Source organism: Microbispora sp. NBC_01389, assembly GCF_045040095.1.
In the GTDB taxonomy this organism is placed as follows: domain Bacteria; phylum Actinomycetota; class Actinomycetes; order Streptosporangiales; family Streptosporangiaceae; genus Microbispora.
The window spans coordinates 6,997,305-7,021,551 of record NZ_CP109552.1; the positions used below are offsets into that span (position 1 = coordinate 6,997,305).

Consider the following 24,247-nt stretch of genomic DNA (forward strand, 5'->3'; position numbering starts at 1 on the left):
TGCTGAACGGTGCTGCCGAGCCCCGCCAAACCCCGCCAAGGCCTGCCGGTCTGCGGACGCTGGGGCGGCTCAGCGGGCGAGGATCTCGTCGAGGTCGTAGCTCACCGGGCGTTCGAGCTGGTCGTAGGTGCAGGACTCGGGCGTGCGGTCGGTGCGCCAGCGCCGGAACTGGGCGGTGTGCCGGAACCGGTCGCCCTCCATGTGGTCGTAGGCGACCTCGATCACCCGCTCGGGCCGCAGCGGGATGAACGACAGGTCCTTCTTGGCGTTCCACCGCGAGACGGCGCCCGGCAGGCGCTGGCCCTGCGCGCCACCCTGCCCACCGCTCTGTGCCACCTCGGCCCAGTGTCCCCAGGGGTGCTCGCTCAGGTCCTCCAGCCGGTACGGCGCGAGCTCCCCGACCAGCTCCTCGCGCCTCTTCATCGGGAAGGAGGCGGCCACCCCCACGTGGTGCAGGCGGCCGTCGGCGGAGTACAGCCCGAGCAGCAGCGACCCGACGACCGGCCCCGACTTGTGCTCGCGGTAGCCCGCGACGACGCAGTCGGCCGTCCGTTCGTGCTTGACCTTGAACATCACCCGCTTGTCCGGCGTGTACGGCTGGTCTCCCGGCTTGACCACGATGCCGTCGAGCCCGGCGCCCTCGAACGCGTCGAACCACTCGGCGGCCCGGCCCTCGTCCCGGGTGACCGGGGTGAGCCGCACCGACCGGCCCGCCCCCGCCAGCGCCTCCTCCAGCCGGGCCCGCCGCGCCGAGAACGGCGTCTCCATCAGGTCCTCCCCGCCGACGGCGAGCAGGTCGAAGGCGAAGAAGGAGGCGGGCGTGCTCTCGGCCAGCAGCCGCACCCGGGACTGCGCCGGGTGGATGCGCTGCTGGAGCGCGTCGAAGTCGAGCGACTGGCCCCTGATGAGCACGATCTCGCCGTCCACCACGCACCGGGGCGGCAGCTCCTTCCTGACGGCCTCGACCAGCTCCGGGAAGTAGCGCGTGAAGGGCCGCTCGTTCCTGCTGCCCAGGAAGACCTCGTCGCCGTCGCGGAAGACGATGCAGCGGAAGCCGTCCCACTTGGGCTCGTAGTAGAGCGTGCCGTCCTGCTCGGGCAGCTTCTTGACGGCCTTGGCGAGCATCGGCGCGACCGGCGGCACCACCGGCAGGTCCAGGTCGGGGATCCGCGGCTCAACCGGCGGCTTCATCATGCGCCTCCCTGAGGTATCGGCAGAAGAGGAAGCCGTCCTCCTCCAGCACCTGGGCGAGGGTCAGCGGCGTGCGCGAGGCGACGCCGTCCAGTATGCGCGCGGCGTCGCCCCCGGCGAGCAGCGGGCTCACCGTCAGCGCCAGCTCGTCGACGAGCCCGGCGGCGGCGAGCTGCGCGTTGATCCGCGGCCCGCCCTCGCACAGGATCCGGCCGAGCCCGAGACCGCGCAGCTCGTCCACCGCGGTCGCGAGATCGACCCGGTCGTCGCCGGCGACGATCAGGACGGCCTTGTCCGCGGCCTCCTCCCGGCGCTCCTTGGGCGCCGCCTCGGTCGTGATCACGATGGTCCGGGCGTACGGCTCGGCCTCGGTGAACAGCGGGCCGCCGAGATCGAGGTCGAGCAGACGGGTGACGACGGCGATCGGCGGCACGGGCGGGCGGCCCGCGCGCGGCGCCCGCCACGACTCGCGCGGACGGGCCGGACGGTAGCCCTCCGTGCGGACGGTGGCGGCGCCGGCGAGCACCACGTCGGCCAGGCCGCGCAGCAGCCCGAAGATCCGTTTGTCGGCCCGGCCGGACAGGCCCTCCGAGTGGCCCTCGACCCAGGCCGCGCCGTCGGCGCTCGCCACCATGTTGAGGCGCAGCCAGTGGTCACGCGGGTAGGCGTAGGCCGCGGCGATGTCGGGATCGTCCTCGGCGTGGGGATGGATGCGGCGCACGGTTCCCACACTCGCACACCGCACCGACAACACCGCACCGGCCCGGCCTCGCCACGCGTACGGACCGGCAGCGCGGGAACGGCACATCGGGGGAGGCGTCGTCGCCGGTGCCGGGCGGGACCCGGGACGCCGGACGAGCCGATGCGACGGGAGGGACAGGGGACATGTGCCGCTGGCTGGCCTACTCCGGCTCGCCGATCACTCTGGACAAACTGCTCTACGAGCCGGAGAACTCACTGATCGACCAGAGTCTCCATTCCAGGTACGGCCAGGAGACGGTGAACGGCGACGGGTTCGGCGTCGGTTACTACAGTGCCGGCCACCACGGGGACGGGCACCACGGGGACGGCCACCACGGGGACGGGGACGGTGGCGCGGCACCCGCGGTGTTCAAGGACACCAAGCCCGCGTGGGGCGACCGCAACCTGCGCGAACTCGCCCGGCATGTCCGGTCGCCGCTCTTCATGGCGCACGTGCGGGCGTCCTCGGGAACGGCGATACAGCAGACGAACTGCCATCCGTTCAGGTACGGCCCGTGGCTGTGGATGCACAACGGCGCGATCTGCGAGTTCGGCCGCATGAAACGGGATCTCGTCATGGCCGTCGCCCCGGATCTGTTCGCGTCCATCGAGGGGTCCACGGACTCGGAGGTCCTGTTCTTCCTGGCGCTCACGCTGGGGCTGCGGGAGGACCCGCCGGGGGCGGTGGCGCGGATGGCCGGTCTCGTGGAGCGGACGGCGCGCGGGCACGGCGTGGAGCACCCGCTCCAGATGTCGCTGGCCACGTCGAACGGCGAGCACGTGTGGTCCTTCCGCTACTCCAGCGACCATCGTTCGCGATCGCTGTTCCACAGCGCGGACACGCAGACTCTCCGGCGCCTGCATCCGGAGGTCTTCGAGTCCGTGGAGCTCTCGGACGACGCGCGGGTCGTCGTGTCCGAGCCCCTGCGCGATCTGCCGGGGCTGTGGCTGGAGGTTCCGGAGTCGACGTACACGATCGTCAAACCGGATTTCTTCGAGATGCACCCCTTCAACCCGGTGACACCGGAGTGACGGAGACGCATGTACCGCGGCTTTGACCACCGTCTGCCCGGTCTGTAGCCGCCGGCTGCCAGACTCGTTCCGGGGGTCGGCGGAGAGGAGCGGACGGTGGCTTCACGCGACGGCGGACAGGCCGGGCGACGGCCGGTATGGGTCAATCCGTTGTTCGGGGCGGCCGACCCCGCCTCCGGGATCACGACGGTTCCTCCCCGGCACCGGCTGCCGGACGGGCCCGCGGCGCCCGCCACCGTGTCCCGGCTCATCCGCGACGAGCTGATGCTGGACGGCAACCCGCGGCTGAACCTCGCGACGTTCGTGACCACCTGGATGGAGCCGGAGGCGCACGCGCTCATGGCCGGCATCTCCGACAGGAACCTCGTCGACAGGGACGAGTATCCCGCGACCGCGGAGCTTGAGCGGCGCTGCGTTCCGATGCTCGGCCACCTGTGGAACGCCCCCGACCCCGACGCCTCGGTCGGAACCTCCACCGTCGGCTCCAGCGAGGCCTGCATGCTCGGCGGGATGGCGCTCAAGCGCCGCTGGACGCGGCGCGACGCCGGCCGCCGCGCCGCCGGGGCGCGGCCCAACCTGGTCATGGGCGTCAACGTCCAGGTGTGCTGGAAGAAGTTCTGCAACTACTGGGAGGTGGAGCCCCGCCTGGTCCCCATGAGGGGCGACCGGTTCCACCTGGGCGCGGAGGAGGCCGCCGAACGGTGCGACGAGAACACCATCGGCGTCGTCACCGTCCTGGGCTCCACGATGGACGGAAGCTACGAGCCGGTCGCCGACGTCTGCGCGGCGCTCGACGCGCTGGAGGAACGCACGGGGTGGTCCGTGCTCGTGCACGTGGACGCCGCGTCGGGCGGGATGATCGCCCCCTTCCTCGATCCGGACCTGGTGTGGGACTTCCGCCTGCCGCGGGTCGCGTCCATCAACGTCTCGGGCCACAAGTACGGGATGGTCTACCCGGGACTCGGGTGGATCCTGTGGCGGGACCGGGACGCGCTCCCCGGCGACCTGGTGGAGCACGTGGACTATCTCGGCGGAGACGTGGCGACGTTCACCCTCAACTTCTCCCGGTCCGGATCGCAGGTCGTCGCGCAGTACTACAACTTCCTCCGGCTCGGTCACGCGGGCTTCAGCGAGGTGCAGGGGGCGCTCCGGCGGGTGGCGACCCATCTCGCCGGGCGGATCGAGGATCTCGGCTGTTTCCGGCTCCTCACCCGGGGCGACCAGCTACCGGTGTTCGCCTTCACCACCGGCCACGACGTCACCCGGTTCAACGTCTACGACGTCTCCCGGCGGTTGCGGGAGTGGGGCTGGCTGGTGCCGGCCTACGCCTTCCCGCCCGACCGGGAGGACCTGCACGTGCTGAGGGTGGTGTGCCGCAACGGGTTCTCGCTCGATCTGGCCGACCGGCTGGTGGACGACCTTCGCGGCCTGCTGCCCTGGCTGCAACGGCAGTCCGCGCCCATATTCGGCCCGGACGACGCGACGAGCTTCCACCACTGATCCGCCGGCGGCGGGCTCAGTCACCGGCGGCGTCACCGGACGGCCGGGCCTTGGACGGCTGCACCCGCTTGGGCTCGCCGGGCATCTTCGGATAGTTCGGCGGATACGGCAGGTCGCCCCGCTCGTCGGCCTCATACCACTCCAGGAGCGTGCCGATGCCGAAGGCATGGTCGTCGATCTCCCGCTGCACGTCGCCCAGCGCGGCGAAGCGCTCCGGCATCGTCCTCAGGTCGAAGGCGCCCGGATCGCAGTCCTCCAGTTCGGCCCAGGTCACCGGGGCGGAGACCCGGCCGTCGGGCCGGGCGCGCACCGAGTAGGCGGACGCCACCGTCCGGTCGCGGGCGTTCTGGTTGTAGTCGATGAAGACCTTCTCCCCCCGCTCCTCCTTCCACCAGGCGGTCGTCGCGAGATCCGTGCGCCGCTCCACCTCCCGGGCGAAGGCGATGGCGGCGTGCCGCACCTCCGTGAAGGTCCAGCGCGGCTCTATGCGCACGTTGACGTGGACGCCGCGGCTGCCGGAGGTCTTCGGGAACCCTCGCATGCCGAGCTCGTCGAGGACCTCCTTCACCGTGAAGGCGACCGTACGGGCCTGCTCGAACGACGTGCCGGGCTGCGGGTCGATGTCGACGCGCAGCTCGTCGGGATGGTCGAGGTCGGCGCGGCGGGCGTGCCACGGGTGGAAGTCGATCGTGCCGAGGTTGGCGCACCAGGCGATGGCCGCCACCTCGGTCGGGCAGAAGGCGTCGGCCGTGCGCCCGCTGGGGAAGCGCACGGTGACGGTCTCGATCCAGTCGGGGTGCCGGGGCATCCGCTTCTGGTAGATCGCCTCGGAGCCGACGCCGTCCGGGTGCCGCTTGAGGTAGGTCGGCCGCTCCCGCAGGGCGCGCAGCGCGCCCTCACCGACGCTGACGTAGTACGCCACCAGATCGCGCTTGGTCGCGCCGATCGCCGGGAAGTAGACCTTGTCGGGGTTCGTGACCTTGACGACCCGGTCACCCACCTCGATCTCGATGTACGGCGAAGCCATGTAGGCGACCCTACCCCCGGGGAAGATCCTGGACGGTCTGATGGTTCCTCACTTCGTAATCCCCGCGAGGGGCCACCGGACACAGGGTGGTGAGCATGGAAAAGGTCGTCAAGAGCGACGCCGAGTGGCGGGCGCGACTTTCCCCGGAGGAGTTCCGCGTCCTCCGGCAGGCGGGGACCGAGCGCCCCTACACCGGCGAGTACGTCGGCACCAAGACCGTCGGCGTCTACTCCTGCCGCGCCTGCGGGGCGGAGCTGTTCCGGTCGGAGGCCAAGTTCGAGTCGCACTGCGGCTGGCCGTCGTTCTTCGAGCCGTCGGAGTCGGAGGCCGTGACGCTGCACGAGGACGACTCCCTCGGGACGCGCCGGGTCGAGGTGCGCTGCGCGCGGTGCGACTCGCACCTCGGGCACGTGTTCCACGGCGAGGGTTATCCCACGCCGACCGACGACCGGTACTGCATCAACTCCGTCAGCCTGACCCTGCGACCGGCCGGATAAGGCCGGCTCAGCGGGGCTCAGTGCGGCTCAGTGGGGCTCAGTGGGGCTCAGTGCGGCTTCGGGTAGGTGACCCGGCAGTCGTCGTCGTCCGGGCCGAGGATGTTGGCGAGGACGGGATTGCCGTTCTCGCCGAACCTGGACTGGACGAACACCACGGGGTTGACCTCCCCGCGCTCGGCCAGGTACTCCAGGCCTCGCTTGCACAGGGTGATCGCGGCCTTGGAGTTGTCGGCGTTCTCCGGGAGGCTCGTGTAGATGCGCAGGTAGCGGCCGGTGGTGCGGATGTCCTTGACCTTCTTGGCCGTCTTGTCGTTCCACCGGCTGCGGAAGTAGGCGTCCGCCTTCTCGTCGGTGTACTTGGACGGTCCCGACGCCTTCTTCGCCGACGCCTTCTTCTTCTGCGCGCCGTCCGCCTTCTTCCCGGTGTCGACGCTGGCGACGGTCAGCTCACCGGCCGGGGAGGCGTGCGGCGCGGGCGCGGCGGCCGGGTTCGCCGGAGCCGCGTCCGGGTGCGACAGCGGCCCGGCGATCGCGAACGCCCCGACGGCGAAGGCGGCCGCTCCGAGCGACAGTTCGACGACGTGTGAACGGGTCCGCCTCTTACGGCGGCGCCCCCTGGAACGTGCCAGCCCGCTTGACACTCTGCCTCACCTAGACGTAGATCCCTCGTCACAGTATGGCAAAGTCCAGCCGCCGCCAAGTCCCTTTCGGGCGTTTCGCCCAGTGCTCGCCCGAAGTGCTCGCCCGAAGTGCCATCCCGAAAGGGCCCGCCCGGATGTCTCAGGGCAACGCGGCGACGAGTTCGCCCACCGGCTTGCGGGTGCCGGTGTAGAAGGGGATCTCGATCCTGGTGTGCCGCCTCGCCTCGGCTCCCCGCAGGTGGCGCATCAGGTCGACGATGCGGTGCAGTTCGTCGGCTTCGAAGGCCAGCATCCACTCGTAGTCGTTGAGCGCGAAGCAGGCGACCGTGTTGGCCCGCACGTCCGGGTAGTCGCGGGCCATCTTCCCGTGCTCGGCGAGCATCCCGCGGCGCTCGGCGTCCTCCAGCAGGTACCACTCCAGGGACCGGACGAAGGGGTAGACGCAGACGAAGCCGCGGGGCTCCTCGTCGGCGAGGAACGCCGGGACGTGGGACTTGTTGAACTCCGCGGGCCGGTGCAGGGCCATCGCCGACCAGACCGGCTCGCTCGCGCGGCCGAGCGCCGTACGGCGGAAGCGGGCGTAGGTCTCCTGGAGGTCCTCCGGGGAGGGGGCGTGCCACCAGAACATGAAGTCCGCGTCGGCGCGGAACCCCGCCACGTCGTAGCAGCCGCGCGTCGTCACGTCCTTGCCCGCCGCCTGGGCGAGCAGCTCGTCGACCTCCTCGGCGACGCCCTCACGGGCGTCGGGGAGCCGGTCGCGCAGCCGGAAGACCGACCACATCGTGTAGCGGATGACCAGGTTGAGATCGCGTGCCTTGGGGCGCGGGGCGGGCTCCGTCATGGCTCCATTCTGCCCGTACGGCGAGGTGGTCAGGCCCCCGGGGCCGCCCGCTCCGCCCGCAGGTGGTCGAGCACGAGCCGGGCGGCCGTGCGGGCGGTGGCGACGCAGGCCGGGACGCCGACGCCGTCGTACGCGGCGCCGCACACGGCCAGGCCGGGCTGCCCGGCGATCGCGGCCCGCACCCGGGCCACCCGGTCGAGGTGGCCGACCTCGTACTGCGGGAGCGCGCCGCCCCAGCGGGTCACCCGGGTGTCGAGCGGCAGCCCGCGCACGCCCGTCACCTCGGCCATCTCGTCCGCCGCCAGGGCCGTCAGCTCGGCGTCGTCGCGCTGGAGCACGGCCTCCTCCCCCAGCCGGCCGAGCGAGCACCGGACGATCACCACGTCCGGGGCGGCCTCGGCGAGGTGGGGCCACTTGACGCTGCTGAACGTCGCGGCCTTGACCGGCCGGCCCTCCACCGGCGGGACCAGGTAACCGCTGCCGGCCGGCGGCTCGGGGAAGGCCGTCAGAGGATAGGCGAGGGTGACGATCGCCATCCCGGCGTACTCGATCGCGGCCAGCTCCGCCGCCGCCCCCGGCACCTCGCGCCGCAGCAGCCGGGAGGCGGGCCGCGCCGGGACCGCGAGGACGACGGCGTCGGCGTCGATCGTCTCCTCGTCGCGGGTGGGGCCGGTGACCAGCCGCCAGCCGTCCGGCGTGCGGAGAAGGTCGCGTACGGTGACGCCGGTCCGGACCTGCGCGCCGGACTCCTTGGCCACGGCGGCCGGCAACGCGCCCATGCCGCTCTTGAGCGTCGTGAAGACCGGCCCGGCGTCCGCCGGGGCCTCGGCGAGCATGCTCCTCGCGGCCTGCAGCAGGGACCGCTCGGTGCGGGCGGCGGCGGCGACGCGCGGCATGGTCGCGTCGAGCGACAGCGACTCGGCCCGCCCGGCGTAGACGCCGCCGAGCAGCGGCTCGACCAGCCGCTCGACGACCTCGCTCCCCATCCGGGCGCGCACGTACGCCGCGACGGAGACGTCGCCGGTCACGAGCGTGGGCGGCAGGAACTGGTCGAGCGGCACCCGGGCGAGCCCGGCGGGCGACAGGATGCCCGAGCGGGCGAGCGCGACCACGTCGGCCGGCACGCCCATGACCTGCTGCCTGGGCAGCGGGCGCAGGGACCCTCGCGACAGGACCGCCGCCCGGGTCGTGCCCGGGCCTGCCAGGTCGTCGCCGAGGCCGGCGAGCCGGGCCAGTTCCCGGCCCTCGGGCCGCCGCGCCAACATCGACTCGGCGCCGGCGTCGACCTCCACTCCCGCGACGGGCGAGGAGTGCAGCTTGCCGCCGATCCTCGGCGCGGCCTCCAGCACGGTGATCCGCAGCCCCGCCTCGGCCCGGTTCAGGTGCAGCGCCGCGGCCAGGCCCGCGATGCCGGCGCCCACGACGACCACATGACGACCCGCTGTCCCGTCAGCTGTCCTGCCCATCGTCCTGCCCATGGGGGCAAAGCTACCGGCCCGTACGCCCCGAGCCCGCACTGGCCTGGCCGCCACATGGGCAAGATTCATAGAAACTTTTCACATACAAGGCTAAAAGTCAGACAGTCCTGTAATAAAGTTGAGAGGGCCAGAGCAGAAGTAGAGTCAGTCAGCCCCTGCAACCGATTTCCCCGGCTCCGAAGTTTGCCCGGTCCGAAATTTCCCCGACCCCGAAGAGCGGCGTGAAGCGAATGACGGTTCGCCCCGAGAATCCGCACCAGGCCCGGCTCCTGCGCCTCCTGCGTCAGGACGGCGCGCGCTCGCGCGCCGAGCTCGGGGAGGTGGTGCGTCTGTCCGCGTCGAAGCTCGCCCTCGAACTCGACCGGCTCACGCAACTGGGCCTCGTGGAGTCCGGAGGCCTCGCGGCGTCCCGGGGCGGACGGCGCTCGGGCATCGTCCGCCTCTCCTCGGATCTGCGTTTCGTCGGCGTCGACATCGGCGCCACCTCCATCGACGTCGGCTTGACCAACGGCGAGCTGGAGGTGCTCGGCCACCTGTCGAAGCCGGCCGACGTGCGGGAGGGCCCCGAGGCGGTGCTCGACCAGACGATGGAGCTCGTCGGCAAGCTGCTGACCGGCGAGACGGCCGAGACGCACGGAGCGATCCACGGCATCGGCCTCGGCGTGCCCGGCCCGGTCAGCTTCCGCGACAGGACGCCGGTCTCGCCCCCGATCATGCCCGGGTGGGACCGCTTCCCCGTACGGGAGTCGCTGACCCGCGAGTTCGGCTGTCCGGTGCTGGTGGACAACGACGTGAACATCATGGCGCTCGGCGAGCTGCACGCGGGTCTCGCGAGGTCCGTCGACGACTTCCTGCTCGTCAAGATCGGGACGGGCATCGGCTGCGGCATCGTGGTGGACGGCGAGATCTACCGCGGGGTGACCGGCAGCGCGGGCGACATCGGCCACATCCGGGTGGACGAGGACGGCCCCCTGTGCACCTGCGGCAACACCGGCTGTCTGGAGGCGTACTTCGGCGGCGCGGCGCTGGCCCGCGACGCCCTGGCCGCCGCCCGCTCCGGCGAGTCCGCCTTCCTCGCCGACCGGCTCGCGCACGAGGGCGCGCTCACCGCCGAGGACGTGGGCGCGGCGGCCGGCTCGGGCGACGCCGCCGCCGTGCGGATGGTCCGCGAGGGCGGCCGGCACGTGGGGCTCGTGCTCGCCTCACTGGTGAGCTTCTTCAACCCCGGCCTGGTGATCATCGGAGGCGGGGTGGCGGGCCTCGGCCACGCGTTGCTCGCGGAGGTCCGCAGCGTCGTCTACCAGCGCTCCCTGCCGCTGGCGACCGGCAACCTGCCCATCGTCCTGTCGGAGCTCGGCGGGACCGCCGGAATCGTCGGGGCGGCCCGCCTGATCAGCGATCACCTGTTCACGGCGGAGTGAGCCTCCCCCAGCGGAGACCGCCGCCCCGGTTCCGGGGCGGCGGCCGTACCGCGGTCACTCCACCACAGTCACACCACAGGCGTTTCTCAGCCCTTGAGGAGCTGCGTCAGCAGGCCCTTGAACTCCGTCGCGGCGTAGGAGTCGCCCTCGAACGGGCCCAGCAGCACCGGCCCGTCCGCCGCCGTGTCGGGCAGGCGGCCGTGACTGCCCCGCACCGGCGCCGGGTCGAGGGGCACCACCGACATCATGTAGCGGAAGCCCAGCTTCTTGCGGGCCAGCGCCGCGCCGGCGCGGAGCTTCACGAACGGGTCGTCCGGGTCCATGAACAGCTCGGCCGGATCGTATCCGGGCTTGCGGTGGATCTCCACGAGCTTCGCGAAGTCCGGCGCGCGGTCGTCGGACAGCCAGTAGTAGTACGTGAACCAGGCGTCCGGGTCGGCCACGGCGACGAGATCGCCGGCCCGGTCGTGGTCGAGGCCGTACCTCGCCTTGCCCTCCTGGCCGAGGACCTCGTCCACGCCGGGCAGCTCGGCCACGATGTCGCGGACGCGGGGCAGGTCGGCGGGGTCGCGCACGTAGAGGTGCGCGATCTGGTGGTCGGACACGGCGAAGGCCCGGGAGGCCCAGGGGTCGAGATACTCCATCCCGTCCTGGGTGTAGACCTCCAGCAGCCCGGCCCGGCGCAGCGCGCGGTTCACGTCCACCGGCCGGGACGCGTTGGTGATGCCGTACTCCGACACCACGACGAAGGTGGCGTCCTCCGCCAGCAGGGGCGCGAGGGCGGCGTCGACCTCACGGGCCGCCGCGACGGCCTGCGGCGCGTCCGGGCCGAACCGCTGCAGGTCGTAGTCGAGGTGCGGCACGTAGACCATCAGCAGGTCCGGCCGTTCCCGGGTGAGGATGCGGCGGGCCGCCGCGATGATCCACTTGGACGAGGCGATGTTGGCGTTCGCCCCCCAATAAGAGAAGAGCGGGAAGTCCCCGAGCTCGGCCACGAGGTCGTCGTGCAGCGACGGCGGACGGGTGTAGCAGTCCTGGTCCTTCTTGCCGTCCGCGTAGTAGACGGGCCGGGGGGTGACGATGAAGTCGCTGGAGCCGCCCATGGCGTACCACCAGCAGACGTTGGCCGTACGCATCCCGGGCACCGCGTCCCACAGCTGCTCGCTCTGGATCAGCCGGTTGTGCTGCCGCCACAGGAAGACCTCGCCGAGGTCGCGGAAGTACCAGCCGTTGGCCACGATGCCGTGGTCGCGCGGCATGGCCCCGGTCAGCAGGGTGGCCTGCATCGTGCAGGTCACCGCGGGCAGCACGGGCTTCAGGGTGGCCGCGGCCCCCACCTTGGCGACGTTCGGCATGTGCGCGAGCAGGCGCGGGGTCAGGCCGACGACGTTGACGACGACGACGGGCGCCATCAGATCTCCTTAAGTCCGAGGGCGGCGAGCCGCCGCCGGGTCCAGTCCAGCTCGGCGGCGATGCCCTCGGCGATGTCCACCTGTCCGGGCAGCACGCTCCAGGTGTAGGTCTCGACCTCGAGGTGCCGGGTGAGGGGGGCGGCGAGGTCCCCCTGGGGGGACGTGGGGGTCACCAGCAGCCGCAGCAGGTCCTCCAGATAGGAGGAGGTGGTGGTGAGCGGCGGCGGGGGCGCGGCGTGCAGGGGCATGTGGAAGTGCGTCCGCCACGGCAGGTCCGCGGGAAGCTCCCCGGCCAGCGCCTCGGGCAGGTCGTCGGTGTAGCCCGCCGCGCACCTGGTCTGGTGGAGGTAGCGCTCCTCCACGTACGCCGCCAGCGCGTGCTGACCGCCCGGCGGCGTCTCCACCGCGGACGAGACCTGGAGCTTGACGACCGGGAGCCCCAGAGCCGCCGCGTCGGCGGCCTCCTCCAGGCCGACGGCCAGATGGCAGGCGTCCAGGCAGACGCCGAGGTAGTCGAGGTCGGCGCCGGCGAGCAGCGCCACCGCCTGGGGGGTGGTCTCCACGACGCAGCCCGGCTCGGGCTCGAAGCCGACCCGGATCGTCTTGCCGGTGCGCTCCGCCAGGGCCCGCAGGCCCCGGGCGAGCACGGCCAGGTTGGCGTTGACGGCCGCGGCCTTGGCCGGCGTCCAGCCGGTGCGCCAGGCGAGGGGCAGGGTCGAGATCGAGCCCTCGGTCACGTCGTCCGGCAGCAGCGCGGTGAGGATCTCGGCGAGGTCGAGGGTGTAGGCGAGCCGCTCCGGCTCCGCCCAGTCGGGCCGGTAGACCCGGAGCTTCACGACCTCGTCGTGGAAGCCTCCGTACGGGAAGCCGTTGAGAGTGACGACCTCCAACCCCTGCTCGTCCAGCCGGGCGCGCAGCCGGGCGAGCTCGGCGGGGTCGTCGCGGAGCGCGCGGGCGGCGCGCCGCGACAGCCACAGGCCGAGGCCGAGCCGCCCGGCGCCGGTCAGCGCGCGCACCCGCGCGGCGACCCCGGTGAGCTGCTCGTGGATCCCCGCGAGGTCCTCGGCGGGGTGGACGTTGGTGCAGTAGGCCAGGTGGACGACGGGACCGGCGGGATGACGCAGGCGCATGGTCAGCGCGTCCCGCGCAGGATCGTGTTGCCCTCGTAGTCGCCGCCGGACTCGACGTCGTCCAGAACCAGGCGCCCGCTCTGGCCGTAGAAGGCCACCGGGTTGCGCCACAGCACCTGGTCCACGTCGTCGTCGGTGAACCCGGCGGCCAGCATGGCCTCGCCGACTTCGCGGGTCTTCAGCACGTCGCTGCGCCCCCAGTCGGCGGCCGAGTTCACGATCATCCGCTCGGTGCCGTACTCCTTGAGGATCGCGACCATGCGGTCCGGGTCCATCTTGGTGTCGGGGTAGATCGAGAAGCCCATCCAGCAGCCGGCCTCGTGGACCATGCCGACGGTCAGCTCGTTGAGGTGGTCGACGAGCACCTTCCCCGGGTCGACCGCCTTGACCACGTCGAGCGTGCGGCGGGTGCCCGCGGCCTTGTCGCGGTGCGGCGTGTGCACGAGCACCGGCAGGCCGTGCTCCTCGGCCAGCGCGAGCTGGGCCTCGAAGACGCGCTCCTCCTCCTGCGTCATGGAGTCGTAGCCCGTCTCGCCGACCGCGACGACCGAGTCCTTCAGCAGGTAGCGGGACAGCTCGTCCAGCACGCCGAGGCACCGCGGGTCGTTGGCCTCCTTGGGGTTGAGCGCGAGCGTGCAGTAGTGGCGGATGCCGTACTGCGCGGCCCGGTAGGGCTCCCAGCCCAGCAGCGCGTCGAAGTAGTCGAGGAAGCTCCCGACGTTGGTGCGCGGCTGGCCCAGCCAGAAGGCCGGCTCCACGATCGCCCGGACCCCGGCGGCGTACATGCGCTCGTAGTCGTCGGTCGTGCGGGACGTCATGTGGACGTGGGGATCGAAGATCCGCATCAGAATCAGAGCCTCTCGAGAACGTCGGGGGGAACGGGACGTCCGGCCGCGCGGCGCTCGGCGGCGAAGTCCGCGAGCATCCGCCGCAGCTCCTCGTCGAAGCGCCGGTCGAGGCCCTCGACCGACGCGAGCGGAACGGACATGAAGACGCACTTGAGCACACCCTGCCGGAAGGCGTGGTCGTCCAGCCAGGCCGAGCCGTACGGGCCGAGCGCGGCGGCGACCAGCCGGGTGTCGTTGGTACGCAGGGCGTCGTGCACGAGCGGCAGGGCGGCCGGGCCCAGATCGAGGTCCGGGAGCGCCCGCAGGATGTCCAGCCGCTCGGCGGCGTCACCCTGCCAGTAGAGCCTCGTGACGGCCTCCGCCGGCTCCTGCCCGGCCTTCGCGAGCGCTCTCAGCAGCTCGGCGCGGGCGCCGGGGCCGCCGTCCCGCGCGGCCCTCGGGAACAGCGCGCGGACGGTCTCCGGGTCGCGCTCAACGTCGGCTACGGCCCGCGCCAGCCAGGTCATGTGCCCTCCTCAGGAATTCGATCGACCTTCTCGCCACATCGGGCGCCGCGTGGCTGTGCCGCGCGAGCTCGACGGCCACGAGGCCGCCGAAGCCGTCGAGGGCGGCGAGCGCGGGCGGGAAGTCGATCTCGCCCTCGCCGAACTCGAGGTGTTCGTGCACGCCCCGCCGCATGTCCTCGATCTGCACGTGGACCAGATAGGGCCTGGCCCGCTCGACGCACTCGGGCACGTCGTACGGCTCCAGGCAGCGGCAGTGCCCGATGTCGAGGGTGAGGCCGAAGCGGGGGTGCCCGCCGAGCAGGCCGCGCAGCCGTTCGTACCCGGCGAGGTCCTGCACGAGCATCCCCGGCTCCGGCTCGAACCCGAGCGTGACGCCCACCCGGTCCGCCTCGGAGAGCAGGCGCTCGCAGTGCCGGGCGAGCCGGTCCCACGCCTCCGCCTCGGGCACCTCCGGCGGCCGGATGCCGCTCCAGAAGTGCACCACCGGGGCGCCGAGGTCGGCCGCGATCCGCATGGCGCGGCGGATCAGGTCCGCCCGCGCCTCCCCCTCGCTGTGCAGCAACGTCGGGAAGTGCTTGCGCCGGGAGTCGAGCGTGTACCTGCCCCCGGTCTCGACGGTCAGGGCGAGGCCGAGCCGCCGCGCCAGCGCCGCGATCCGGTCCACCTCGGCGGGCGGCGCGTCGGGGGTGAGGTGCCCGTGGTCGAGAGTGATCGCCGCGCCGCTGTAGCCGAGGCCCGCGAGGACGCGCAGCGCCTCATCGAGCGGGTGGTCGCGGAAGCCGTTGGTGCAGTACGCCCAATTCACGGGGACGCTGTTCAGGGGGACGCTCACGACGTGGCCACCTTCGCCGACAGCCACCGGCCGGCGGGCAGCGCCGCGAGCAGCGCGGCCGCCTGGGCGAGCCTGCCCCGCCCGGCGACGGCCGCCGCCTGCAGCGGGATCAGGCCGAGGATGCTCATCCGCACGGCCTGCCGTACGTGCTGGGGGTCGGGGTCGGTGCACAGCGCCACCTGGGCGCGCCCGGCCGTGGCGAGATACCCGGCGATCAGCCCGGCGGCGGCGAGGCGTTCCGCGGTCCCGCCGCCGCTCTTGCCGCCGCTCTCGCCGCCGAGGCAGGCGACGGCGGCCAGCGCGGCGGTCGCGCCGGTGGCGGCCATCGCGCCGACGATCGTCGACGGGGCGGCGCCGTCGACCTCGGCGGTGCCCAGCAGGGTGATCCCGTACGTGTGCGCGCCGACGGCCAGGGCCATGGGGGCCGCGGCCCGGGTGCCGGGGCCCGCGCCGAGCAGGACGTCGAACACGCGGCAGGCCGCCATCGCTGCCGGGCCCGCCGGCGTGTGCTTGAGCTTGAGGTCGTAGGCCCACACGGAGCCCGCGAGCAGGCCCGCGATCACCAGCCCGCGTCGGCCGCCGAAGATCCCGGCGGCGGCCACCCCGGCGCCGGTCAGCGCGGCGGCGACCCCGAGCGCCCCCGCCGGGCTGATCCGGCCGGAGGGGATCGGCCGCTCCGGCCGCTCCACCGCGTCGAGCTCGCGGTCGGACCAGTCGTTCAGCGCCATGCCGGCCCAGTAGAGCAGCACCGAGGCGGCGGCGAGGCCGGGCCGGGCGGCCCGCCCCGCCGCGGCCGCCCCCGCGAGCGTGTCGCCGGGGACGGACAGCGCGGCGGGCGCGCGGACCAGCTCCAGCCAGGCCCTCATGGCCGGTCGCCCGTCGGTGTCTCGTCCGTCACAGCCTCGTCCGTCACAGCCTCGTCCGTCACGGCCTCACCCGCGAGTGACCGGGCGAACTCGACCAGCCGGGCGTACTGGGCGGGCAGGTCGTGCCCGGCGCCGCCCAGCGGGTCCTTGAAGAAGTAGCCGAGCTCGGGCAGCACGCCGCTGTGCCCGGCCTCCTGCGCCCGCGCGACGAGGCGGACGAGGTCGAGGATGAGCGGGGCGGCCAGCGTCGAGTCGCACCCCTGCCAGGTGAACTGCATGGTCATCCGCACGCCGAGGAACCCCTCGAACGTGATGTGGTCCCAGGCGGTCTTCCACTCCCCCAGGTCGGAGACGTAGTCGATGTGCGTCAGGCCCTCGACGTCCTCGCCCACGATCGCGGGGACGGCGCGCGCCTTGCTCGCCGACTTGCTCGCCCGGGCCGCGGGGTCGGCCAGCGTGGCGCCGTCGCCGCCGCCGAGCAGGTTGAGCCCCGACCACGAGCGGACCCGCAGCGCGCGGCCGGCGAACATCGGCGCGAGCGCGCTCTTGATCAGCGTCTCCCCCGTCTTGCCGTCGCGTCCCGCGTACGGCGCGCCGTTGCGCCGCGCCAGCTCGTCCAGCGCGGGCGGCGTCGGGCCGGCGGACGGCGTGAACGCCACGTAACCGCTGCCGGTCAGGAAGGCCGCGTAGGCGTAGAGGGAGCTGGGCGGCAGCGCGTCCGCCCCGGACTCGAGGGCCTCCTCCAGGTCGGCGAGCCGGGCGTACGGCACCTCGGCCGGCGGCTCGGTGGAGGACACGTCCACCACGACCACGCGGGAGAGGCCGTGCCGCTCGCGGAAGTCCGCGATGTCGCCGGCGAGGCGGCGCGCGGCCTCCGCCTGGGTCTCCACGCCGGGCACGTAGCCGTGCCGGATCTCGGCCTCGGCGGCGTCGATGTCCGCCGAGAGCAGAGTCGTCAGGGCGGGAGGAAGCACGCCCGCCTGGGCGAGCAGTTCGGCCCTCTTACGCAGCGGCGTACCGACCACGTCGTGGCCGCCGAACACCAGGTCGGCCAGGGGCGGGAAGTCGCCGGGGAAGCCGGCGGCCTCGATGACGCAACCCGTGGGCAGGGCGGCTCCCGCCCGTACCGCCGCCGCTCCGACCACTGCCGTGGTCGCGACGGACCCCCGGGCGCCGACCAGCCAGACACCGATGGGCACTATGACTCTCCCGTCAACTCGGGTATGAAGGATGACCCCGGAACATTCGGATACTAATTGGGATCTTTTGCCACGCACAAGCAAAAGTTTCCACCTTGCTACACAAAGTTCATCTACCTGCGATGCGGCGATGTGCGGAAGATCGTGCGGAAGATCGTCCGCCACCCCGGCCGCCCCTCGCGCTCCACCCCGAAATCCCTGGTCGCACGACCACCCCCGACAGACTTTGTCCTCCGACGGAAGAAAGTTAAAAGGATCATGACGAAACTTCTTCCACGGCGAGCAAAAGAGGCGTAACTTGATCGTCAAGTGCTCCGCACCACCTGACCTCCGATCCGCTCCACGAGGAGCGGCGCACAGATCGCGGGTCCAGGTGGTCTCACGCAGATGGAGTCGGTAAGACAGATGAGTGCGGGCGAAGAAGAGCTGGAGACCGCCGGCAACTTCCTGATCGGCTACGCGCAGGTGGAGTTCGCCAAGAACTACGCCGCGCCCGACGGCAACCCGGGCCAGCCGCTCCAGCACGCGGCGCTCGGCCACAACGACATCGCCAAGCTTCGCGGCTGACGATCCTCATCAGCCGACGAGTATCGGCGGACCGCCACGTGTTCGTTCGCAGCGGCACTCGTGGCGGCCCGCCGTTGCCTTGCCACCCCCCAAGAAGAGAAGAGGCGCAGCGGATTTGAAGCGTACTCGCATCCTGCTCGGTGGTCTCGCCGCAGCACTGACACTCCCGTTCGCGGCGTTCACCGCCGCACCCGCCCAGGCGCAGGACGAACCCGCCCTGCACTGGGAGAACTACGAGAAGGTCACCCTCACCAAGAACGTCGGCGAGCCGATCGACATGGCGGTCCTGCCGGACGGCCGTGTCCTGCACACCGCCCGCAACGGCGCCGTCCGGCTGACCGACCCCGCCACCGGCGTCACCAGGATCGTCAACACGATCGACGTCTACAACAACTCCGAAGACGGGCTCCAGACGATCGGCGTCGACCCAGACTTCGAGCTCAACAAGTGGGTCTACGTCTACTACGCGCCCCGGAAGATGACCGCGCCGTACCCGGCGGAGACCCCGGCCGGCTCGTCGCCCAACTCCCTGCCCGCGGGCGCGGACGAGTCCTACTGGAACCAGTGGAAGGGCTACAACCAGATCTCCCGGTTCAAGTGGACCGGCGACAAGCTCGACCTGTCCACCGAGCAGGTCGTCATCAAGGTCGAGACCAACCGCGGGCAGTGCTGCCACGTCGCGGGAGACTTCGACTGGGACGCACAGGGCAATTTCTACCTGGCTACCGGTGACAACACCCCGGCCAGCGCCCCCGGCGCCAACGGCATGGCGCCCAACAACGACGCCCCCGGCATGAACCCGGGCTTCGACTCCCGCCGCGGCGCGGGCAACAGCAACGACCTGCGGGGCAAGATCCTGCGGATCAAGGTGCAGGAGGACGGCTCCTACACGGTCCCCGACGGCAACCTGTTCCCTAAGGGCACGGCCAAGACCAGGCCCGAGATCTTCATCATGGGCGTGCGGAACCCGTTCCGCATGGACGTCGACTCGATCAACGGCACGGTGGCGTGGGGCGACTACGGACCGGACGCCGGCGCCGCCGACCCCAACCGCGGGCCGATGGGCTACGTCGAGTGGAACATGGTCCCGCTCAACAAGCCGGTGAACGCGGGCTGGCCGTACTGCACGGGCCACAACTTCAACTACAACAACTGGGACTACGCGACCTCCAAGCCGCGCGAGTGGTTCGACTGCGCCGGGGGGCCGAAGAACACCTCCCGGTGGAACACCGGCCTGGAGCAGCTTCCGCCCGGATTCCCCTCGACCCTCTACTACGGCGACCGCGCCGGCGACCAGCCGGCGGAGTGGTCCGGGCTGACCGAGTTCGACCCGAAGCAGAACGGCCAGGGCCCGATGGGCGGACCGGTCTACCACTACGACCCGGACAACCCCTCGCAGACCAAGCTCCCGGCCTACTGGGACAAGAAGTACTTCTTCGGTGAGTTCTCCCAGGACTACCTCGCGGCCTTCACCGCCGCGGGACCGGACGGCCCGGTCACCAACATCGAGCACTTCCTGCCGAACAGCGAACTCAAGGCGGCGGCGCAGCCCATCACCGACGGCCCGATGGACCTGGAGTTCGGCCCCGACGGCTCGCTGTACGTGCTCGAGTACGGCAGCAGCTTCTTCCGGGAGAACCCCGAGGCGGGGCTGTACCGCATCGACTACTCGCCCGGCAACAAGGCTCCTCAGGCGAAGATCACCGTCGACCGGAACTCGAGCAGCGACGCGCCGCTCACCGTCCAGTTCAGCGGCGCCAAGTCCACCGACACCGAGCCCGGCGAACTGACCTACGAGTGGGACTTCGACGGCGACGGCACCTTCGACGCCCAGGGCGTGACGGCGACCCACACCTACGACAAGCCCGGCCAGTACATCGCCAGGCTCCGGGTCACCGACGCGCAGGGCAAGTTCGGGCTGACGAGCATCGAGATCACCGTGGGCAACACCGCGCCCCAGGTGAGCATCACCACCCCCGGCGACGGCGGCTTCATCGACTGGGGCGACGGCGTGCCGCTCACGGTCAAGGTCACCGACAAGGAGGACGGCGACAACCCGACCTGCAGCCGGGTCCAGTGGACGTTCGGCCTCGGCCACGACACGCACGCCCACCCGATCACCACCGGCACAGGCTGCACCGTGACCTGGGCGACCCCGGCGGACGCGCCCGAGCACGGCGTGACCGAGAACATCTTCGGCGTGGTCGTGGTGAGCTACAAGGACAACGGCCACGGCGACATCCCGCCCGCGACGAGTGACGCGGCGCTCATCCTCAACCCCAAGCTCATGCAGGCCGAGCACGCGGACGAACTCCAGGGCGTGACCAGGACCCAGGACGCGACGGCCTCCGGCCTCTCGAAGATCACCTCGTTCGACGCCGGTGACCACATCGCCTACGACCCGGTCAACTTCGCCGGCATCACCTCGATGAAGACCGTGGCCAGCGGCGCGGGCACCCTGTCGCTGCGCTGGAACTCGCCGACGGCGAACCCGTTCGCGACGGTCGGCATCCCGGCCGGGTCCGGCTGGCAGACGGTGACCACCGACCTGAAGAACGCCCCCTCGGGCAGCGGAAAGCTCTACGTCACCTCCACCGGCGGCGTGGACGTGGACGCGTTCACCTTCGTGGGCGACGGCGTCGCCGACAAGACCCCGCCGACCGTGACGGCCACGCTCAACCCGGCCCAGCCGACCGGTGGCAACGGCTGGTACAAGGGCAACGTGACGCTGACGGTCACCGCGACCGACAACGGCACGGTCGCGAGCCGGCAGTACTCGGTCAACGGCGGCGCCACCTGGCAGAACGCGAACAACGCGGTGACCCTGAGCACCGAGGGCGTCACGGAGGTCCGCTACCGCGCGACCGACAGCGCCGGCAACGTCTCCCAGATCGGCACCGTCACAGTGAAGATCGACAAGACCGCGCCGGTGACGACCGCGACGACCGACCCGGCGCAGCCGGAGGGCGGCTCGTTCACCGGTCCGGTCTCGGTCACGCTGAAGGCCGTCGACAAGGACAAGGGCAGCGAGGTCGACAAGACCGAGTACCGCCTCGACGGCGGCGACTGGACCGCCTACACCGAGCCGCTGAACGTCACGGGCGACGGCTCGCACACGCTGGCCTACCGCTCGACCGACAAGGCCGGGAACGTCGAGGAGGCCAAGACGCTCACGCTGACGATCTCCATGCCGTCCTCGCCGCAGGTCGAGCTGACCATCACCGCCACGTCCCGCTGCATCGGCACCTCCGCGTATCTGGCGGTCACGGCCGTCAACAACGGTGACGTGCCGGCGACCGTGGCGCTGACCACTCCGTACGGTTCCAAGACGGTGGCCGACGTGGCTCCGGGCAAGCAGGCCTACCAGTCCTTCAACACCCGGGCCGGGCAGATCGACGCGGGCAAGGTGACCGTGAGGGGAACCGCGACGATCGGCGGCAAGCAGGTCACCTCGTCCTACGACGCCTCCTACAACGCGATCACCTGCGGCTGACCGCACCGGCGGTGACCACGGTCCACACGACGAGGACGCCGCCACAGCACAACCGGGGCCGGCCGGCCAGCCAGCCGGCCGGCCCCGCCCCCCATAAACGGAGCGATCACATGAAGATCAACAGGACCACCCGGATAATCGCCACGTCGGTGCTCGGCCTGTCGCTGGCCGGTGTGGCCGGTCCCGCGCTGGCGGACCCCGGCACCGGCGACGGCGACGGCATCGACGTGTCGGTGAACATCGAGCCCATCCGCACTCCCGGTCAGCTGTCGATGACCGTGGCCGACAACAACGGAGTGTCCCTCACCGAGGACGGCTCCGACGCGTCCGCCCGTCAGTTCACCGGCACCCTGCCGACGGTCACGGTGACCGACACCCGCCTGCCCGAGGAGATCCCCGCGGGCGAGTTCTGGGCGGTCGTCGGCCAGTCCAGCAAGTTCACCGCGACCGGCGACTCCGCACCGCCCATCGGCCCGGAGTACCTGGGATGGAAGCCGCGCCTGCTGAGCGACTCCTCCACCGGGGCGGTCTCGGCCGGTGAGCCCGTCTCCAGTGTCATCTCCGACGGCACCGAAGCGCCCGCCGTGGGTCTGGCGGGCCAGGAACTGCTCGCGTCGATCGCGAACTCCACCGACGAGATCGGCACCTCCCAGGTCAACGCCGAGCTCGCCCTGCGCACCCCGGTCGACGTCGCCGCCGGCGAGTACCACTCCACCCTGACCCTGTCACTGTTCAACCAGTCCTGAACCAGCGGTGAGACGCCGGCGATGACCAGAGGCATCGTGATGCCATCGTGATCGCCGGCGTCGAACTGTCCGTACGGGTGAACCGATGTACCTAGCATGAGTCGAATCCGGTACGGTGCGGCGGCCCTGGCGGCCGTCGCCTTTCTGTTGACTGGGTGTTCCGGCGGCGACGACTCGTCGAGCGGCGCGGCGAACGACGCCGCCGCACCGGCGCCCGCCATGCAGGAGCAGGCCCCCGGCGCGGGATCGGCGGGTGGATCGGCGGAGAGCTCGGCAGAGGGGCCGGCACAGGACGCGAAGGCCGCGGCCGGCGGGAACGGCAAGCAGGGCGACCTCAAGCTGGGCCAGGCCGACCGCTCCATCGTCTACACGTCGGAGCTCGTCGTCGAGGCCAAGGACGTCACGGTGGCGGCCGACCACGCCAAGGAGGTCGTGAGCGGCGCGGGCGGATACGTCGCCCAGGAACGCAGCGACTTCTACGCCGGCGACGAGCGCTCCTCCGGCGGCGGCCAGTGGGTGATCGTGTTCAAGGTGCCCCCGGACCGCTACGCCGGCGTGCTGGCACAGCTCGGCCGTGATCTCGGCGTCCGCAAGTCGATGCGGCAGAACACCGAGGACGTGACCGAGGAGGTCGCCGACGTCGCCAGCCGGGTGAAGTCGGCCGAGGCCGCGCTCGGCCAGTTCCGCACGCTGCTGTCGAAGGCCGACAAGATCGGCGAGATCATGGAGATCGAACGGGAGATCTCCGGCCGCGAGGCCGAACTGGAGTCGCTGCAGGCCAGGCAGAAGGCCCTGCAGGGGCAGACCGGCATGGGCACGGTGACGCTCACCCTGTTCCCGCGGCCGGGCGCCTCCCCCTCCCCGCCGGCGAAGAAGAACGAGGACGCGCCGGGCTTCCTCGCCGGGCTGCGGGCCGGATGGAACGCCCTGTCCACGGCGACCGGGGTGACGCTGACCGTGGTGGGCGTGCTGCTGCCCTGGCTCGCCGTGGCCGCCGCGCTGTGGCTGGCCGGCCGGGAGATCGCGCGCCGGACCCGCCGCCGGAGGCCGCCCGCACCCGCCGCGCCGGGCCCGCCGGTCCGGACACCGGTGTACGCCCCCGGACCCGGGCAGGCGCCCGGCGACGAGCCGGAGTAGCGGTCAGCGGGCCGACTCCTCGTGGACGAGGTCGGTGAGCCGGGCGAGCTGGTCGGGATCGGTCGAGGGGAGCACGCCGTGGCCGAGGTTGAACACGTGCCCCTCGGCCACCCGCCCGCGTTCGAGCACGTCCCTGGCCCGGCTCTCGGCGACCTCCCACGGAGCCAGCAGGATCGCCGGGTCGAGGTTGCCCTGCAGCGCCTTACCCGCGCCCACCCGGAGCGCGGCCTCGTCGAGCGGCACCCGCCAGTCGACGCCCACCACGTCGGCGCCGGCCTCGCCCATCAGGCCGAGCAGCTCGCCGGTGCCGACGCCGAAGTGGATGCGCGGCAGCCCGAGGTCCGCGAGCCCGGCGAAGATCCGGCTGGTGTGCGGCAGCACGTACGTGCGGTAGTCCTGCGGCGCGACCGCGCCCACCCACGAGTCGAAGAGCTGGACGGCCGACGCCCCGGCCAGGGCCTGCACGCGCAGGAAGGCGAGCGTGATCGCGCCGAGCCGCTCCATCAGGGAGTGCCACAGCTCGGGCTCGCCGTACATCATGGCCTTGGTGCGGTCGTGGTTCTTGGACGGGCCGCCCTCGATGAGGTACGACGCGAGCGTGAACGGCCCGCCGGCGAAGCCGATCAGCGGGATTCCGCCCAGCTCTCCGGTCAGCGCGCCGACCGCCTCCGTGACGTACGGCACGTCGTCCGGCTCCAGCGGCCGGAGGGTGTCGATGCCCGCCTTGTCGCGGATGGGGGTCTCGACCACCGGGCCGACGCCCGGCTTGATGTCCAGGTCGACGCCGATCGCCTTGAGCGGGACCACGATGTCGCTGAAGAAGATCGCCGCGTCGGTGCCGTACCTGCGGACCGGCTGCATGGTGATCTCCACCACCAGGTCGGGCGTCGCGCAGGCGGTGAGCATCTCGACGCCCGCGCGCACCCTCCGGTACTCGGGCAGTGAGCGCCCGGCCTGTCGCATGTACCAGACGGGCGTGTGCGGGACGGCCTCGCGCCGGCAGGCGCGGACGAAGACGGATTCGGCGAGCTGGGGTTTCACGGCACCAGCCTGCCATGCCCGGGGGCCGCCCAGGGCCGGGACCCACCACCTGGAGTTCCCGGAGGACGCGTAAAACTCCGCCGATCCCGTAAGGTGAACCC

The 24,247-nt window shown here is 71.9% G+C and carries 22 protein-coding genes; 8 read left to right on the plus strand and 14 right to left on the minus strand.

Features of this window, described 5'->3' with window-relative positions:
* Window positions 1-69 precede the first annotated feature (69 nt).
* Together OG344_RS30865 and OG344_RS30870 are read right to left on the minus strand one after the other, a co-directional pair.
* Window positions 70-1,158 (minus strand): ATP-dependent DNA ligase, encoded by a 1,089-nt coding sequence (locus tag OG344_RS30865; protein WP_405089206.1) that lies wholly within the window; start codon window positions 1,156-1,158, stop codon window positions 70-72.
* Between the two features lie 16 nt (window positions 1,159-1,174).
* Complete coding sequence (locus OG344_RS30870; protein WP_405086108.1) at window positions 1,175-1,912, minus strand: pyrimidine reductase family protein; 738 nt, start codon at window positions 1,910-1,912, stop codon at window positions 1,175-1,177.
* Between the two features lie 164 nt (window positions 1,913-2,076).
* Between OG344_RS30870 and OG344_RS30875 the strand changes: the two genes are divergently transcribed.
* Window positions 2,077-2,964 (plus strand): class II glutamine amidotransferase, encoded by an 888-nt coding sequence (locus OG344_RS30875; RefSeq protein WP_405086109.1) that lies wholly within the window; start codon window positions 2,077-2,079, stop codon window positions 2,962-2,964.
* A 96-nt stretch (window positions 2,965-3,060) separates the two neighbouring features.
* Window positions 3,061-4,464 carry a glutamate decarboxylase gene (locus OG344_RS30880; RefSeq protein ID WP_405086110.1) on the plus strand — a complete coding sequence of 468 codons (1,404 nt, stop codon included), beginning with the start codon at window positions 3,061-3,063 and terminating at the stop codon, window positions 4,462-4,464.
* A 16-nt stretch (window positions 4,465-4,480) separates the two neighbouring features.
* On the opposite strand, the gene ligD is transcribed toward OG344_RS30880, so the two are convergent.
* Window positions 4,481-5,491: a non-homologous end-joining DNA ligase gene (gene ligD / locus OG344_RS30885; RefSeq protein ID WP_405086111.1), complete on the minus strand. Its 1,011-nt coding sequence runs from the start codon at window positions 5,489-5,491 to the stop codon at window positions 4,481-4,483.
* 95 nt (window positions 5,492-5,586) lie between these two features.
* Between ligD and msrB the strand changes: the two genes are divergently transcribed.
* Window positions 5,587-5,988 carry a peptide-methionine (R)-S-oxide reductase MsrB gene (msrB, locus tag OG344_RS30890; RefSeq protein ID WP_327046730.1) on the plus strand — a complete coding sequence of 134 codons (402 nt, stop codon included), beginning with the start codon at window positions 5,587-5,589 and terminating at the stop codon, window positions 5,986-5,988.
* Between the two features lie 47 nt (window positions 5,989-6,035).
* Here msrB and OG344_RS30895 read toward each other — a convergent pair whose 3' ends face one another.
* The 3 genes from OG344_RS30895 to hemG all read right to left on the minus strand — a co-directional run bounded on the left by OG344_RS30895 (window position 6,036) and on the right by hemG (window position 8,948).
* Window positions 6,036-6,629, minus strand: a complete 594-nt coding sequence (locus tag OG344_RS30895) for a hypothetical protein (protein WP_405086112.1) — start codon at window positions 6,627-6,629, stop codon at window positions 6,036-6,038.
* 139 nt (window positions 6,630-6,768) lie between these two features.
* The gene (gene hemQ, locus OG344_RS30900) at window positions 6,769-7,470 is read right to left on the minus strand and encodes a hydrogen peroxide-dependent heme synthase (protein WP_327046732.1); all 702 of its coding nucleotides are present in this window, start codon (window positions 7,468-7,470) and stop codon (window positions 6,769-6,771) included.
* Between the two features lie 29 nt (window positions 7,471-7,499).
* Window positions 7,500-8,948: a protoporphyrinogen oxidase gene (gene hemG, locus OG344_RS30905; protein WP_405086113.1), complete on the minus strand. Its 1,449-nt coding sequence runs from the start codon at window positions 8,946-8,948 to the stop codon at window positions 7,500-7,502.
* A 230-nt stretch (window positions 8,949-9,178) separates the two neighbouring features.
* On the opposite strand from hemG, the gene OG344_RS30910 reads away from it, so the two are divergent.
* On the plus strand, window positions 9,179-10,369 hold the full coding sequence (locus OG344_RS30910) for an ROK family protein (RefSeq protein WP_405086114.1): 1,191 nt from the start codon (window positions 9,179-9,181) through the stop codon (window positions 10,367-10,369).
* A gap of 86 nt (window positions 10,370-10,455) precedes the next feature.
* On the opposite strand, the gene OG344_RS30915 is transcribed toward OG344_RS30910, so the two are convergent.
* Genes OG344_RS30915 through OG344_RS30945 form a run of 7 tightly spaced genes read right to left on the minus strand, consistent with a single transcriptional unit; the run spans window position 10,456 to window position 17,162 of the window.
* Window positions 10,456-11,781, minus strand: a complete 1,326-nt coding sequence (locus OG344_RS30915) for an alkaline phosphatase family protein (protein WP_327046735.1) — start codon at window positions 11,779-11,781, stop codon at window positions 10,456-10,458.
* Window positions 11,781-12,911 carry a metabolite traffic protein EboE gene (gene eboE / locus OG344_RS30920; protein WP_405086115.1) on the minus strand — a complete coding sequence of 377 codons (1,131 nt, stop codon included), beginning with the start codon at window positions 12,909-12,911 and terminating at the stop codon, window positions 11,781-11,783. The genes OG344_RS30915 and eboE overlap by 1 nt, the downstream gene beginning before the upstream one ends.
* 2 nt (window positions 12,912-12,913) lie before the next feature.
* On the minus strand, window positions 12,914-13,756 hold the full coding sequence (locus tag OG344_RS30925; protein ID WP_405086116.1) for a TatD family hydrolase: 843 nt from the start codon (window positions 13,754-13,756) through the stop codon (window positions 12,914-12,916).
* A 5-nt stretch (window positions 13,757-13,761) separates the two neighbouring features.
* On the minus strand, window positions 13,762-14,265 hold the full coding sequence (locus OG344_RS30930; RefSeq protein WP_405086117.1) for an EboA domain-containing protein: 504 nt from the start codon (window positions 14,263-14,265) through the stop codon (window positions 13,762-13,764).
* Window positions 14,231-15,097, minus strand: coding sequence for a sugar phosphate isomerase/epimerase family protein (locus OG344_RS30935; protein ID WP_405086118.1), 867 nt, complete (start codon window positions 15,095-15,097; stop codon window positions 14,231-14,233). The genes OG344_RS30930 and OG344_RS30935 overlap by 35 nt, the downstream gene beginning before the upstream one ends.
* Window positions 15,094-15,963 (minus strand): SCO3242 family prenyltransferase, encoded by an 870-nt coding sequence (locus OG344_RS30940; protein WP_405086119.1) that lies wholly within the window; start codon window positions 15,961-15,963, stop codon window positions 15,094-15,096. The genes OG344_RS30935 and OG344_RS30940 overlap by 4 nt, the downstream gene beginning before the upstream one ends.
* Complete coding sequence (locus tag OG344_RS30945; protein WP_405086120.1) at window positions 15,960-17,162, minus strand: inositol-3-phosphate synthase; 1,203 nt, start codon at window positions 17,160-17,162, stop codon at window positions 15,960-15,962. Before OG344_RS30945 ends, OG344_RS30940 begins: the two co-directional genes overlap by 4 nt.
* 405 nt (window positions 17,163-17,567) lie before the next feature.
* Between OG344_RS30945 and OG344_RS30950 the strand changes: the two genes are divergently transcribed.
* The 4 genes from OG344_RS30950 to OG344_RS30965 all read left to right on the plus strand — a co-directional run bounded on the left by OG344_RS30950 (window position 17,568) and on the right by OG344_RS30965 (window position 23,105).
* Window positions 17,568-17,729, plus strand: a complete 162-nt coding sequence (locus OG344_RS30950) for a hypothetical protein (RefSeq protein ID WP_405086121.1) — start codon at window positions 17,568-17,570, stop codon at window positions 17,727-17,729.
* A gap of 115 nt (window positions 17,730-17,844) precedes the next feature.
* Window positions 17,845-21,222, plus strand: coding sequence for an OmpL47-type beta-barrel domain-containing protein (locus OG344_RS30955; protein WP_405086122.1), 3,378 nt, complete (start codon window positions 17,845-17,847; stop codon window positions 21,220-21,222).
* A gap of 110 nt (window positions 21,223-21,332) precedes the next feature.
* Entirely contained in the window at window positions 21,333-21,968 is a 636-nt protein-coding gene (locus tag OG344_RS30960; RefSeq protein ID WP_405086123.1) for a hypothetical protein, read from the plus strand.
* A gap of 96 nt (window positions 21,969-22,064) precedes the next feature.
* Window positions 22,065-23,105 (plus strand): DUF4349 domain-containing protein, encoded by a 1,041-nt coding sequence (locus tag OG344_RS30965; RefSeq protein ID WP_405086124.1) that lies wholly within the window; start codon window positions 22,065-22,067, stop codon window positions 23,103-23,105.
* 3 nt (window positions 23,106-23,108) lie between these two features.
* On the opposite strand, the gene hemE is transcribed toward OG344_RS30965, so the two are convergent.
* Complete coding sequence (hemE, locus tag OG344_RS30970; protein WP_405086125.1) at window positions 23,109-24,146, minus strand: uroporphyrinogen decarboxylase; 1,038 nt, start codon at window positions 24,144-24,146, stop codon at window positions 23,109-23,111.
* Window positions 24,147-24,247: the final 101 nt, after the last annotated feature.